The 14,923-nt window shown below is 43.8% G+C and carries 13 protein-coding genes; all 13 read right to left on the minus strand.

Going from position 1 to position 14,923, the window contains the following annotated elements:
* Positions 1-128 precede the first annotated feature (128 nt).
* The 13 genes from smpB to M1J35_RS22355 all read right to left on the minus strand — a co-directional run bounded on the left by smpB (position 129) and on the right by M1J35_RS22355 (position 14,552).
* Positions 129-599, minus strand: a complete 471-nt coding sequence (smpB, locus tag M1J35_RS22295; protein WP_201714110.1) for an SsrA-binding protein SmpB — start codon at positions 597-599, stop codon at positions 129-131.
* A gap of 118 nt (positions 600-717) precedes the next feature.
* Positions 718-3,060: a ribonuclease R gene (gene rnr / locus M1J35_RS22300; protein WP_254652315.1), complete on the minus strand. Its 2,343-nt coding sequence runs from the start codon at positions 3,058-3,060 to the stop codon at positions 718-720.
* 27 nt (positions 3,061-3,087) lie between these two features.
* Positions 3,088-3,834: an alpha/beta hydrolase gene (locus tag M1J35_RS22305; RefSeq protein ID WP_224521953.1), complete on the minus strand. Its 747-nt coding sequence runs from the start codon at positions 3,832-3,834 to the stop codon at positions 3,088-3,090.
* Positions 3,835-4,155: 321 nt separating this feature from the next.
* Positions 4,156-4,383: a preprotein translocase subunit SecG gene (secG, locus tag M1J35_RS22310; protein WP_060672588.1), complete on the minus strand. Its 228-nt coding sequence runs from the start codon at positions 4,381-4,383 to the stop codon at positions 4,156-4,158.
* 164 nt (positions 4,384-4,547) lie between these two features.
* Positions 4,548-5,840 carry a phosphopyruvate hydratase gene (gene eno / locus M1J35_RS22315; RefSeq protein ID WP_034764211.1) on the minus strand — a complete coding sequence of 431 codons (1,293 nt, stop codon included), beginning with the start codon at positions 5,838-5,840 and terminating at the stop codon, positions 4,548-4,550.
* Positions 5,841-5,853: 13 nt separating this feature from the next.
* Positions 5,854-7,389: a 2,3-bisphosphoglycerate-independent phosphoglycerate mutase gene (gene gpmI, locus M1J35_RS22320; protein WP_254652316.1), complete on the minus strand. Its 1,536-nt coding sequence runs from the start codon at positions 7,387-7,389 to the stop codon at positions 5,854-5,856.
* Positions 7,382-8,146, minus strand: a complete 765-nt coding sequence (gene tpiA / locus M1J35_RS22325) for a triose-phosphate isomerase (protein ID WP_254652317.1) — start codon at positions 8,144-8,146, stop codon at positions 7,382-7,384. Before tpiA ends, gpmI begins: the two co-directional genes overlap by 8 nt.
* A 61-nt stretch (positions 8,147-8,207) precedes the next feature.
* Positions 8,208-9,392 carry a phosphoglycerate kinase gene (pgk, locus tag M1J35_RS22330; protein ID WP_224521949.1) on the minus strand — a complete coding sequence of 395 codons (1,185 nt, stop codon included), beginning with the start codon at positions 9,390-9,392 and terminating at the stop codon, positions 8,208-8,210.
* 182 nt (positions 9,393-9,574) lie between these two features.
* Positions 9,575-10,582, minus strand: a complete 1,008-nt coding sequence (gap, locus tag M1J35_RS22335; RefSeq protein WP_044338275.1) for a type I glyceraldehyde-3-phosphate dehydrogenase — start codon at positions 10,580-10,582, stop codon at positions 9,575-9,577.
* A 55-nt stretch (positions 10,583-10,637) separates the two neighbouring features.
* A complete protein-coding gene (locus M1J35_RS22340; protein WP_034764220.1) occupies positions 10,638-11,657 on the minus strand; it encodes a sugar-binding transcriptional regulator in 1,020 nt (339 codons plus the stop codon).
* A 148-nt stretch (positions 11,658-11,805) separates the two neighbouring features.
* Positions 11,806-12,051: a glutaredoxin family protein gene (locus M1J35_RS22345; RefSeq protein ID WP_061809793.1), complete on the minus strand. Its 246-nt coding sequence runs from the start codon at positions 12,049-12,051 to the stop codon at positions 11,806-11,808.
* Positions 12,052-12,175: 124 nt separating this feature from the next.
* Entirely contained in the window at positions 12,176-13,516 is a 1,341-nt protein-coding gene (gene rpoN / locus M1J35_RS22350; RefSeq protein ID WP_254652318.1) for an RNA polymerase factor sigma-54, read from the minus strand.
* A gap of 385 nt (positions 13,517-13,901) precedes the next feature.
* Entirely contained in the window at positions 13,902-14,552 is a 651-nt protein-coding gene (locus M1J35_RS22355; protein ID WP_254652319.1) for a 3'-5' exonuclease, read from the minus strand.
* Between the last annotated feature and the right edge of the window lie 371 nt (positions 14,553-14,923).

Raw genomic sequence — 14,923 nt, forward strand, 5'->3', positions numbered from 1 at the left:
AAAGAATAAGTTCAGCGTGTAAGTCACTTATTCAATTGTTCTTACTGCCGCCTGATTACCTTGCGACATATACTAGTATAACAAATCCTGAGATAATTGCAAATGCCAGATTCCGGAAATCTGTAGTATTACATTCCTTTTTGACGCTGAGCCAGTTCCCTTTGGATGGAACGATTCGCTTCTTTACGCTTCAAGTCTTCACGTTTATCATACTTCTTCTTACCACGTGCCAGTCCGATCAGAAGCTTTGCTACACCATTTTTGATGTATAGCTTTAAAGGAACGATTGAGTACCCTGCTTCTTTGGAATCACCGATCAGTTTATTGATTTGCTTTTTGTGAAGAAGTAGTTTACGTGTTCTGAGCGGTTCGTGATTGAATCGATTACCCTGCTCATATGGACTGATATGCATATTGTGAATAAAGATTTCCCCATTTTGCACACGGGCAAAGGAATCTTTCAAGTTCACCCGGCCACCCCGGATCGCTTTGATTTCAGTACCTTGCAGCACAAGACCCGCTTCGTATGTCTCTTCTACGGCATAGTCATGCCTTGCTTTTTTATTTTGGGCAATAAGCTTGCCTTCTCCCTTTGGCATTGGAATCCCCCTAGTCATCGCTGGTTTACTCATTATTATCTCATATCTTGAAGGAAAATTGTATTGTTACACATTGAAAAGAAAAGGAGCAAAGGGCGTCCCATTGCTCCTGATCCGATTATTTCTTCTTTTTCCGTTTGCTTCTAGGTGCATTTTCAAAATGTTTTTTATTTGTTTTTTTCTTCTTATTGTTTTTAGGCGGACGTGTTGACCATTCCCCGTCCTTTTTACTGGAAGAAGAACGATTCGATTTCCCTCGGTTTGGTTTTCCTTGATCTGACGAAATCGAACGGACACGGCCTTCACGCTCTTTACGCTTCCCTTTCATCCCAACAATTTCGAAATCGATGGCACGCTCATCTTTATTGACGCTTACGACACGAACCGTGATCTCATCCCCAATCCTGAATACATTGGCAGTCCTTTCACCGATCATGGCAAGATGGCGTTCATCAAACCGGTAGTAATCATCCGTCATATAGCTTACATGGACAAGACCCTCAATGGTGTTCGGCAATTCGACGAACAGTCCGAAATTCGTAACGGAGCTGATGATTCCATCGTATTCCTCTCCCACCTTGTCTTCCATATACTCTGCTTTTTTCAATTCATCGGTTTCACGCTCTGCGTCCACTGCACGGCGCTCACGGCTGGATGTATGCTCAGCGATATGACCCATTTGCGCACCCCATTTTTCACGGGTGGCCTGATCGATTTTCCCTTCAATCAAATACGTTCTGATTAAACGGTGAACAATCAAGTCAGGGTAACGGCGGATCGGAGATGTGAAATGAGTGTAGAACTCAGTTGCGAGCCCGAAGTGCCCGAGGCTTTCAGGATCGTATTTCGCCTGCTGCATGGAACGGAGCATCATCGTTGAAACGACCATTTCTTCCGGTTCACCCTGTACGTCTTCGACTATTTCCTGAAGGGCACGGGGGTGGATGCTATTAGCTGTTCCTTTTACGATCAAACCGAAATTGGTGATGAACTCGAAGAAGCGCTGAAGCTTGTCTTCTTTCGGATCTTCATGGATTCGGTAGATGAATGGCACTTCCATCCAGTGGAAATGCTCGGCAACCGTCTCATTGGCCACCAGCATGAATTCTTCGATCAGCTTCTCTGCCACTGAACGCTCACGAAGGACTACATCCGTCGGTTCCCCTTCTTCATTCACCAGCACTTTCGCTTCTTTGAAATCAAAGTCGATGGCTCCACGCTTCATCCGTTTTGTACGAAGAACCTGTGCCAGATCCTCCATCTCCTCGAACATCGGCACCAACGGCTCGTACTTTTTGCGGAGCTCTTCGTCTTTATCGACAAGGATCTTGTTTACATCTGAATAGGTCATTCGTTCGGTTGTCTTAATGACACTCTGGAAGATTTCATGCTTGACGACATCGCCTTCAGGTGAGATTTCCATGTCACATGATAACGTTAAACGATCCACTTTTGGATTAAGGGAACAGATCCCGTTGGATAATCGATGCGGAATCATCGGGATGACCCGGTCTACGAGATAGACAGACGTTCCTCTATCGAATGCTTCCTGATCAATCGGTGAGCTCTCTTTGACATAGTACGTCACGTCTGCAATATGTACTCCGAGCTTATAATTCCCGTTGTCCAGTTTCGTCACGGTTACGGCATCATCCAGATCCTTGGCGTCTGCCCCATCGATCGTGACGATGGTTTGATCGCGAAGATCTTTCCGGTTCGGAATTTCCGATTCATCAATTTCACTAGGCACTTTATTCGCCTGATCCATGACCTCTTCAGGAAATTCAACGTCAATCCCGTGCTTATGGATGATGGAAAGTATATCGACTCCCGGATCATTTTTATGACCAAGGATTTCGATGACTTCCCCTTCAGCACTCTTGCGTCCCTCAGGATACGACGTCAACTTTACGACGACCTTATGTCCTTCAGCCGCTCCCATCTGGGCAGACTTCGGAATGAAGATGTCACTTGCAAACTTTTTATCATCAGGGATGACAAAACCGAAATGCTTGCTTTCCGTGAACGTACCGACCATTTGATCGACACCGCGTTCGACAATTCGGACGACGGTCCCTTCTCTTCTAGAACCTGAAGATGAAGTGGACACTCTAACTAATACAATATCGCCATGCATGGCGTTATTCGTTTCATTAGGAGGGATGAAGATATCATCCATACCGGATTCTTCCGGTATCACAAACGCAAATCCTTTTGCATGAGCGGATACTTTCCCTCTTACCAGATTCATTTTCTCAGGCAGGCCGTAGCGGTTGCTTCTTGTACGTACGACGAGCCCCTTTTCTTCCATTACGACAAGTGCTTTGACAAAATCCTTGAAGTTCGTGGACCCTTCAATTCCGAATGCTTCTTCAAGCTCCTGTACCGTCAATGGTTTGTATGCTTCTTCCTTCATATAAGAAAGGAGCCTATCCACATGCACTTTAATATTTTCGTCCATGACAATCCCTCCTGATCATCGAATTCATCAAACCGTCCAATCCAATTTCTCCAGGAAATTGTAGACGTCTTCATGAAGCTGTTCTTTTTCTTTATCCAATGTAATGACATGACCGGACTCTTCGTACCATTTGATCTCTTTCTCATCCGACTCCACGTTGTCGTAAATGATATTCGCAGAATCCGTATTGATCATATGGTCATGCCTTGCCTGCACGACGAACGTCGGTGAATAGATCATGTCCACGTTTTCACGCACATCTGCAATCAATTCCTGCAGGGACTTCAACGTATTCATCGGCGTTTTCTTAAACTCTTCTATTTCTTTTTCAATTTGGTCTTCCTGTTTTCCTTCAAACTTTTTAAATTCACGGGCGTAATCGACTACCCCCTGATACATGACTTCTTCACTTTTTATATACATTGGCGCACACATAGGGACAATACCCTTTACAGGTACAGTGTAACCTAATTTAAGAGAAAATACCCCTCCCAGAGAAAGGCCGGCGACCGCAATCTCTTCGTATCCCTTGCTCTTTAAATGCTCATAACCCTCCATGACATCCTTCCACCAATCTTCTGGCCCTGTATGGACCAATTCTTCAGGTGGAACACCGTGTCCTTTATAGTGAGGGGCATGGGATGAATAGCCCTTCTTTTCTAAGTAGCGTCCAAGCATTCTGACGTCAGCAGAATTTCCTGTGAAGCCATGAAGCAGCAATACTGCTCTTGGACCCGCTTCGAATGTGAATGGTTTTGGTAATACTGTTTTCATCTTTATGACTCCTTTTTAACTCAATTTAAACAAACGTTTGATTAGTCGGCAGAAACCTTGATTTAACAAGCTCCATTCTATTAAGCAGTTGTTTAAACGATTTAGTTATGTACTTTGATTTTACGTGAATTTTTGTTAAACAAACGTTTGATTAGTATCCAGAAAGCTTGTTATGACAGGCTTCGTTCTATTAAACGATCGTTTAGTCCACTCTTCTTCTCTATTTTTAGCAAACATTGGTCAGACAATCCAATATTTCGCTTGAAAATCTGTCTGTCTAAATAAAAAAACCTGACCTTAATGATCAGGTTTTAATTCGTATTAGATAGCTACGATGGCGATGGTTAGTACGAAGAATAGTACCGATAATACGATTGTGATTCTGTGCAGTACCAAGTCAATCCCACGAGCTTTTTGTTTCCCGAAAAGTTGTTCTGCACCACCAGAGATGGCCCCTGAAAGTCCAGCACTTTTACCTGACTGAAGTAATACAAGAGCAATAAGTGCAATTGATACAATAATAAGTAAAGTGACGAGTATTGTGTGCATGAGTCCCACCTCCTGATACGAACATAACATTATCTCTAGTTTACCATAGGGAAGATGAAGTGGACAAGGTAATATTGTTTGAATTGTGGAAAGAGTTGGTACCGGATATGATTTCCAAAAAAACAGCCCCGTCCAAAGACGGGGCTGCCTCTCTTCAATCGCTATTAGCGATTAACGTTATAGAATGTTTTCGCTCCAAGATATTGAGCTGTGTGAGCCAATTGATCTTCGATACGAAGTAGTTGGTTGTATTTTGCTACGCGGTCTGTACGTGATGGAGCACCTGTCTTGATTTGACCAGCGTTTGTTGCAACAGCGATGTCAGCGATTGTGCTGTCTTCTGTTTCACCAGAACGGTGAGAGATGACGGCTGTGTAACCAGCGCGTTTCGCCATTTCGATCGCGTCGAATGTTTCAGTCAGTGTACCGATTTGGTTCACTTTGATTAAGATCGAGTTACCGATTCCTTGTTCGATACCTTGAGAAAGCTTCGTTGTGTTTGTAACGAATAGGTCATCTCCTACTAATTGAACCTTGTTACCGATGCGGTCAGTCAGTAGTTTGAAACCATCCCAGTCGTTTTCGTCAAGACCATCTTCGATTGAGATGATTGGGTATTTGTTACACATTTCTTCGTACCAATCAACCATTTCTGCTGACGTACGAACGACGCCTTCACCGGAAAGATGGTATTTACCGTCTTCTTTGTTGTAGATTTCAGAAGCTGCAACGTCCATTGCAAGAAGAACTTCTTCTCCTGGCTTGTATCCAGCTTTTTCGATTGCTTCGATGATCGTAGATAGAGCTTCTTCATTTGATTTAAGGTTTGGAGCGAATCCACCTTCGTCACCAACTGCAGTGTTGTAGCCTTTTGATTTAAGAACTGATTTCAGGCTGTGGAAGATTTCAGCACCCATGCGAAGACCTTCTTTGAAAGTAGGAGCTCCTACAGGCATAACCATGAATTCCTGGATGTCTACGTTGTTGTCAGCGTGTTCTCCGCCGTTAACAATGTTCATCATTGGTACTGGAAGCTGCTTCGCGTTGAATCCACCAAGGTATTGGTATAATTCCACTCCGAAGAAGTCAGCAGCAGCGCGTGCAACAGCCATGGATACACCAAGGATTGCGTTGGCACCTAATTTACCTTTGTTTTCTGTACCGTCAAGAGCGATCATCGCCTGGTCAATGGCTACTTGTTCAGTAACGTCGTAACCGATGATTTCTTCAGCGATTTCGTTGTTTACGTTATCGACTGCTTTTTGTACCCCTTTACCAAGGTAGCGGTCTTTTTCTCCGTCACGAAGTTCTACTGCTTCGTATTCACCCGTTGATGCTCCAGATGGAACAAGTGCGCGTCCGAAAGCACCTGATTGTGTGTAAACTTCTACTTCGATTGTTGGGTTTCCGCGTGAATCCAATACTTCACGTGCGTATACGTCTGTAATAAATGGCATTTAGAATCTCTCCTTATTTTTTAATTAATGATTTTCCAGTCATTTCGTCTGGTTGGTTTACATTTAATAGATCTAACATGGTCGGGGCTAGGTCTCCAAGGATCCCACCGTCACGAAGCTCCACGCCCTCTTTTGTCACGATGACAGGAACTGGGTTCGTTGTGTGAGCCGTCATAGGAGTGCCTTCTTCCGTCACCACTTCATCAGCATTCCCATGGTCTGCCGTGATGATGGCTGTACCGCCTTTTTCCGTGATGAGGTCGATGATCTTCCCTAGACACTCATCCACTGTTTCGATTGCTTTGATCGTTGGCTCAAGCTTACCTGAGTGACCGACCATATCAGGGTTGGCAAAGTTCAGGATGATGGCATCCTGACGATCTTCACGAATCTCTTCAAGTAGTGCATCCGTCACTTCATATGCACTCATTTCAGGCTTCAAGTCATACGTTGCCACTTTTGGAGAATCAATCAGGATCCGTTTTTCACCTGGGAATTCCTCTTCACGTCCACCGCTCATAAAGAACGTGACATGAGGGTATTTCTCCGTTTCAGCGATGCGCAATTGCTTCAGTCCGTTTTGAGAAAGGACTTCACCAAGGGTGTTATCAAGGTTCGTCGGTTTGAATGCAACAAAGCCGTCAACCGTTTCACTGAATCGTGTCAGGCAGACAAAGTGAAGATCTTTCGGGAACTTGTCTCCGCGATCGAATGAACGGAAATCTGCATTCGCAAATGTATTCGAGATTTGGATGGCACGGTCCGGACGGAAGTTGTAGAAAATGACTGCATCTTCGTCTTTGATTGTTGCTACCGGCTCTCCGTTTTCTTTTGTAATAACAGATGGAATCACGAACTCATCATAGATTCCATTTTCATACGAATCGTTTACAAGTTCGATTGGATCCTGATAGCTTGGGCCTTCACCATATACCATGGCACGGTAGGATTTCTCCACTCGTTCCCAACGGTTATCGCGGTCCATTGAATAGTAACGACCTGAAATCGTCGCAAATTGACCAACGCCGATTTCTTTCATCTTCGCTTCAGCGTCTTCAATGTACTTCTTCGCCGTTTGAGGGCCGACGTCTCGACCGTCAAGGAAGGCATGGACATAGACATCTTTCATTCCTTCTTTGGCCGCTAAACCTAGAAGGGCATAAAGATGCTCGATATGGCTGTGCACTCCGCCATCCGAAAGCAGTCCGAAGATATGAAGATTCGTGCCTTTTTCTTTTGCATGATTGATGGCATCCAGGAATGTGGTATTCTGTTCGAATTCCCCTTCACGGATGGCCAGGTTCACACGCGTCAAGCTTTGGTATACGATACGTCCTGCACCGATATTCAAGTGACCCACTTCGGAGTTCCCCATTTGACCTTCAGGGAGTCCCACCGCTTCGCCACATGCTGTCAGTTGATTATGTGGATATTGATTCCACAGGCGGTCAAAATTCGGCTTGTTTGCTTGAGCGACCGCATTTCCTTCTTTCACATCACGGAAGGCAAAGCCGTCCAGGATGATTAATGCTACTGGTGACTTACTCATTGTTACTAGCACCTTCTAACAATTGAAGGAAGCTTTGTGGCTCAAGGCTCGCTCCACCTACAAGGGCACCATCGATATCCGATTGAGCCATGTATTCTTTGATGTTAGCCGGTTTCACACTACCGCCATATTGAATGCGCACGGCGTCTGCAGCTGTTTCAGAGAATTCTCCTGCAACCACTTGACGGATATGGGCACATACTTCGTTCGCGTCTTCCGCTGTAGAAGATTTACCAGTACCGATTGCCCAGATTGGCTCATAAGCAATGACCGTTTGTTTCACTTGATCTTCAGAAAGACCTGCAAGTGCTTTTTTCACTTGAGTTCCGACAAGATCCTTCGTTTCATTGTTTTCACGCTGTTCAAGTGTTTCACCTACACAAACGATCGGTGTTAAACCGTGTTTGAATGCAGCAAGAGTCTTCTTGTTCACTGACTCATCTGTTTCGTTGAACATTTCACGACGTTCTGAGTGTCCAAGGATGACATATTGTACACCTAAGTCAGAAAGGGCTACAGGACTCACTTCTCCTGTGAATGCTCCGTTTTCTTCAAAGTGCATGTTTTGAGCACCTACAGCCACTTTAGTATCCTTTGTTAGGTTTACCAAGCTTTCTAAAAATAGGGCTGGTGAACAAATGACAGAGTCCACTACTTCCTGATCAGGCACAAGACCTTTTACTTCTTCAGTGAAGGATTTAGCTTCTCCAAGCGTTTTGTTCATTTTCCAGTTACCTGCAATAATCGGTTTACGCATTGTCCTCATCCTTTCTGTTTTTCATATCGGTTCAGCAAGATGTTGGTCTTTGATGAAGCGATTATTTATCGTTAAGAGCTACGACTCCAGGAAGTTCTTTTCCTTCCATGAACTCGAGTGATGCTCCACCACCTGTAGAAATATGACTCATCTTGTCAGCATAACCGAATTTTTCTACGGCTGCTGCAGAGTCACCGCCACCGATAACAGAATATGTATCTGTTGCATCGGCTAACGCCTCCGCTACGGCTTTCGTTCCATTTGCAAATGTTTCTAATTCGAATACACCCATCGGTCCGTTCCAGATCACAAGCTTAGAATCTTTAATCGTATCCTGGAATAGAGCTCTCGTCTTAGGTCCGATATCAAGTGCTTCCCAATCTGAAGGGATCGAATCGATGTCCACTTCTTTCGTATTTGCATCATTTGAGAAGTCATCAGCAACGACTACATCAACAGGCATAAGGAATTTAACACCCTTGTCCTCTGCTTTTTTCATGAATTGCTTCGCTAAATCAATTTTATCTTCTTCAAGAAGGGATTTCCCTACCTCATGGCCTTGGGCTTTCACGAATGTGTAAGCAAGTCCTCCGCCGATGATCAGGTTGTCCACTTTATCTAACAGGTTGTCAATAACACCGATTTTGTCTTTTACCTTTGCACCACCAACGATGGCTGTAAATGGGCGTTCAGGATTAGATAAAGCTTTTCCTAAGACGTCAAGCTCTTTCTCCATAAGAAGGCCTGCAACAGCTGGAAGGTGCTTCGCTACTCCTTCAGTGGAAGCATGTGCACGGTGAGCAGCACCGAATGCATCGTTCACATAAAGGTCAGCAAGCGCTGCGAATTCTTTCGCAAGCTCAGGATCATTCTTTGTTTCCCCAGGGTAGAAGCGAACGTTTTCCAGTACAAGAACGTCACCTTCAGACATGTCACTGATCTTTGATTGAACAGCTTCACCATAAGCTTCATCCGCTTTGGCTACATCTTTACCAAGAAGTTCGGAAAGTCTTTCAGCCACAGGTGTTAAACGCAGTTCTTCCACCACTTCACCTTTCGGACGGCCTAAGTGACTAGCCAGAATGACCTTTGCTCCGCCATCCACTAAATACTTAATAGTAGGAAGAGCAGCTTGGATACGGGTTTCGTCTGTAATCTTGCCTTCAGACATCGGTACGTTAAAGTCTACACGGCAAAATACGCGTTTCCCTCTTACATCGACATCTTTAATCGACTTTTTGTTCATTGTAAAAGGCCTCCTTTGGTTTTCAATTTCTACATCTTTTTCAAAAAAATAGAAACAACAATAAGAAAAGGGAGAGGGGAATCTTCCCCGCTCCCCTTCATCACATCTTCATTATAGATGGTGGGACAAAATTTATCCATCAATCACCATGCTAATGATGTCAATTTACAAAACTTTAAGGATTAAAGTCCTTTTGAAGCGATATAACCAGCTAGGTCTACTACACGGTTAGAGTATCCGCTCTCGTTATCGTACCAAGAGATGACTTTAACCATGTTGTCTTCTAGAACCATTGTAGAAAGTGCATCGATTGTAGAAGAAGCCGGGCTACCGTTGTAATCAGTTGATACTAAAGGCTCTTCGCTGTAAGCAAGGATTCCTTTAAGATCGCCTTCAGCAGCTTCTTTAAGAGCTGCATTTACATCTTCAGCCGTTACGTTCTTATCAAGTTCAGCAACTAAGTCTACTAGAGAAACGTTTGGAGTTGGAACACGAACCGCTCCACCGTTCAGTTTCCCTTTAAGCTCAGGAAGAACTAGAGATACAGCTTTCGCAGCACCTGTAGTTGTTGGAATCATGTTCTCAGCAGCTGCACGTGCACGACGGTAATCTTTATGTGGTAAGTCTAAGATTTGTTGGTCGTTTGTGTAAGAGTGGATGGTTGTCATCATTCCACGCTTGATTCCGAATTTATCGTTAAGAACTTTCGCGAATGGCGCTAAGCAGTTTGTTGTACAAGATGCGTTAGAGATAACGTCGTGGCTAGCCGCGTCGTATTTATCTTCGTTAACACCCATAACAACTGTGATATCTTCATCAGATGCAGGAGCAGAAATGATGACTTTCTTCGCGCCGGCTTCGATGTGTTTCGCAGCGTCAGCACGCTTTGTGAAACGGCCAGTAGATTCAACAACGATATCTACGCCAAGATCTCCCCAACCAAGTTGAGCAGGATCGCGCTCTGCCAATACTTTTACTTTTTTACCGCCAACTACAAGGTAGTCACCGTCAACAGTTACTTTCTCTTGAAGAGTTCCGTGAACTGTATCATATTGTAAAAGGTGAGCAAGCATGTTTGCATCAGTTAAGTCATTAACTGCTACTACCTCTACGTCGTTATTTTTAAGTGCTGCACGGAATACATTACGTCCGATACGTCCAAATCCGTTAATACCAATTTTTGTTGCCATGAATAATTTCCTCCTTTAGATAGTTAAGGATGATTTTTTTATATTTCAAAAGGGCTTACCCTTTTAAAAGCTCTCTCGCTGCTCCTTCATCCGTGATGAGCACGGTCTTGTGTGGAGCACCTTTCATATACGCCCGAATCGCTTTCGCCTTCGAGCTGCCGCCAGCGACGGCGATGACGTTCTCAATGTGACTTAAATCTTCTAATTGCAGGCCGATCGTCGGCACCTTATGTACCACTTCACCTGCTTCGTCAAAATAGTAACCAAATGCTTCCCCGACGGCGTGACCCCCGGTGATTTTCTCAAAATCTTCTTCCGTGGTCTTCCGTCTTTCTGCCATTGTGATAGCATCCCCAATTCCATGGAGAACCATGTTGGCGGATTTGATCAAATTAAGGACCTCTTTGATCATCGGTTCTTTCAAGAAGGACTTATATACTTCTTTACTAACCTGATCCGGCACATATAAAACACGATGACGCGTCCCTGTGTGCTCGGCCATCTTGGCACAGATGGTGTTGGCCTGGTTCTTCACATCTTCCCCGATTCCACCCCGAGCAGGAACGAACAAGGTTTCGTCAGAGAAATCAGGTGTCAGCCTTTCTGCTACGGCTGCCATCGTCGAACCTCCAGTCACAGCGATGATAGTATTTCCCTTAAGTCGGCGTTTCATACTAGCAGCTGAAGCACGCCCTAATTCTTCTTTTACCCAAGGTGACTCATCACTATTCCCCGGAACGATTACAATTTCATGAAGATTAAGTAACGATTTTAATTCCTGTTCCATTACGTTGATCCCGGAAATCTCCCTCATCATGCTTTCAAGGTTCTCTAAAAGCTGGATACCATCTTCCGTCATGATCATCCCGGAAGTTTTGATATCAATGAGATCTTGATTATTCAGGAACTCCACTTCACTTCTCAGTACGCGTTCCGTCAGGCCCATATTCTGAGCAAGACTTCTGCGTCCGACAGGCTGCATGAACCGGATGGAACGTAGAATTTGATGCCTTTTTTGCATAATTTCAAGCAGGTCAGGTAATAATCGCTTTTGTATGTCAATTAAAGATTCCATAGTTAAAAGCTCCTTCAAATGAAGTGCGCGGATGCGGTGGACTTGTTTCGTCCCGCATAGACATATTATGTCCCACTACCTCCAAAAAAATTCATCCCTGCTTACAAGACTTATTTTATCAGGGTATGAATCGTAATTCAACTAGAAACTATCGGGTTTTTTCATGTAAACGCTTGCTAAGCGTAAAATAATCAATCTGCCCATATTGAAGGATTTCGCCGTCCAGTTCCACGACCGGGATCATCAGCCCGAAGCGTTCTGTGAGGTCATCGCTTTTATCGATATCCTCTTCTTCAATGGAAAAGCCCATCTCATCCTGAAGAAGTTTCAGGGTGATTTTTGCGTCTTCGCAAAGTCCGCATTGTGTACGTGTGTAGAAAATGACTTGCTTCATATTGTTGCCTCGCTTTGTTTTAGTTGTAGGTTGGAATGTTGTTTTTGTACCAGGTACATTCGTTGATTGTTGTATCTGGTACAAACCAACCATTATGTACCTGGTACACTCTACATTCTATCTTCTATTCATATCTCTTCCTCATCGTAGAAGAAGTGATCCCCATTTGATCACGGTATTTGGCGATGGTCCTTCTGGAAACATCATAGCCTTTATCCAATAGTAGATTGACAATCTTCTGGTCTGATAGAGGCTTCTTCTTGTCTTCTTCATCAATCAGTTTTTGAAGCTCATTTTTCACGGTCCGGGCAGACGCCGCTTCTGAATCCTCCAGTTTGACCGATTTAATCGCTGAGGTAAAGAAGTACTTCAACTCGAAGATTCCGAAGGGGGTTTGCATATACTTCCCCTTCACGGCGCGGCTGATCGTCGATTCGTGTACATCGATTTCATCCGCCACCTGCTTTAACGTCAGGGGCTGGATCGCAGATGGCCCTTCCAAAAAGAACGACTTCTGTTTCTCAGCAAGTATCTTCCCCACTTTCAGGATCGTCTGTTTCCGCTGTCGTAAACTTTGCAGGAGCCACCGGAAATCCTGCTCCTTCTCTTGAAGATAGGTTTGGACTTCCTTATCCGGGTGATCTTTCATGAAATCGGTGTACTCTTCATTATACGTGACGTTAACGGTTGTCCCATCATATAACGATACGGCCACGGTATGCCCGCCGATCACGTTCACCACAAGCTCAGGCGTAATGTATTCAGCGATGTGCTGGGAGTATTTCGATCCCGGCCTCGGGTTACAGTGTTGGATGAAATCAGCAGCCTGCTGGATGTCTTTCAGTTCAACCCCAAGCTCCTTGCTGATCGCTTTCCACTTCTTTTCCCCGAAGGCTTGAAAATGATCGGTTACAATCTGCTTCACCAAAGGGGGAACATCTGCTTTTCTCTGCAACTGAAGGGAAATGCACTCCTGCAGGGACCTCGCACCTATCCCAGCCGGTTCCAACTCCTGAATCTTCTTAATATAGGTTTCCAGTTGAGCCCATTCCAACCCATGTTTTTGCATGAAGGATAGTTCATCCACTCTTAAATACCCGTTGTCATCCAAGCTGCATATTAATTCATCAAGTATCTTCCGATCGAAAGAAGAAAGCGATTTCAAATTTATTTGAACAGATAAAGCATCCGTAAGGGTACTCGTCGGCACGGAAACATATTCATACCAATCCACCGTATTCCCGGGATTGCCGGCATTTCGTTTATACGTATAAGGTTCTCGTTGATAGAGGGAGTCTTGTTTAGGCGGTTCTACTTGTATAAGGGGATTCTCTAATTGCTTAGCTTCTAAATAAGCATTCAGTTCCATCGTAGAATATTGGAGGATGGTGATGGCTTGAGAAAGCTGTTGAGTCATTTGAAGTTTCAGTTGTTGATTTTGAAAAAGTCCTGCTTTCAAATTCATGATTACTAACCTCCCATTTATCTATTCTACAATAAAATTGGTTGTTCGTTAATGGGAATTCGTTGGTAGTATTATGTATATCATATTTACAAAAAAATTTAACAGGGAATGTGGTGGTTGATTTCCGCTGCAGGTGCTCGCTTTCCGCGGGGCTGGCGGTGAGCCTCCTCGGCTGCGCCTCCGGGGTCTCACCTGTCCAGCGTTTCCCGCAGGAGTCGAGCACCTTCCGCTTCAATCAACTGTCAGAGTGGGGGCGTTCTCCATCCATCTCAACACCATTCTCTTAATATATACAATAGAAGTTAATAATAAAAAGCCTCCTGGAGGATGGGGAGGACGCCACAATTGAATTTCATAATAAGATAAAGGATCTCGGAAAGTTGGGTTATTTAGCAGATTTACTTACTAGTGAAGAGCGGTAGATGCCTTCGGATATTTCTCCCGGTTTGATTCGAGTCTTGTGGTAGAGAGAATCAAAGTCTGTAATCTTATACTCTTCTGCTAGCTTTAGCATTAATTGAGCGCATGCTTTGGCATCATCTGCAGCATGGTGGTGGTTATCTAATTCGATCCCAAAATAAGTGCAAAGAGAGGAAAGCTGATAGGCAGGAAGACCCTTCACCATTTTTCTGGACATTTGATAGGTGCAGAGAAATTGGTTGTACACAGGCTTCATTTCATAACGAGCTAAATTATCCCTCAAAGCGTACCCATCGAAGGAAAGATTATGAGCAATCATCAACTTATTCTCTATTTTGTCCTTGATAGAATGATAGAAAGCATCGAACGTCATCGCACCTTCAACATCTTGTGGTTGAATTCCATGTATGCTGATATTAAACCTATCAAATCCCTCTTCCGGATCGATTAATTCGTAAATGGAATCCACAATTTCTCCATTTTCTACAAATACCATTCCGACTGAGCATATACTGTGTCTTGCACGATTAGCCGTTTCAAAGTCAAATGCTACAAAATCTTTCATTCTAATCCACCATCCCGGTTTTAGATTGTTCTTCTTTGCTATCTCTAACATTCTGATGCAAGGCGAAACCTTCTTGCAACTTTCCTATGTATCTCATTCAAAACTGATCCGGCACTTCTTCAAAACAGGTATATTATATGATTATACAATATACTACAATACCCTTAATCTCAGGAACGAAAAAAAGTGTTTCCACAAATTAAAAACTTGTGGAAACACCTTCATATCAGTATTACTAGATCAACACTTGAATTGCTTCCGCTCATACAGATTCATAACAGAGTGTCGGAGAAGTAGTATTCACCATGTTGGAAAAATCATCAATTAGGGATTACTGTAAACCATCCCCGTCTTGTTCTTGACGTTTTTATACCTGTATTTTGTATTTGATCATCTAAATTGCTGTATCAAAATTAGCTAGT

Source organism: Rossellomorea sp. KS-H15a (genome assembly GCF_024195245.1).
In the GTDB taxonomy this organism is placed as follows: domain Bacteria; phylum Bacillota; class Bacilli; order Bacillales; family Bacillaceae_B; genus Rossellomorea; species Rossellomorea vietnamensis.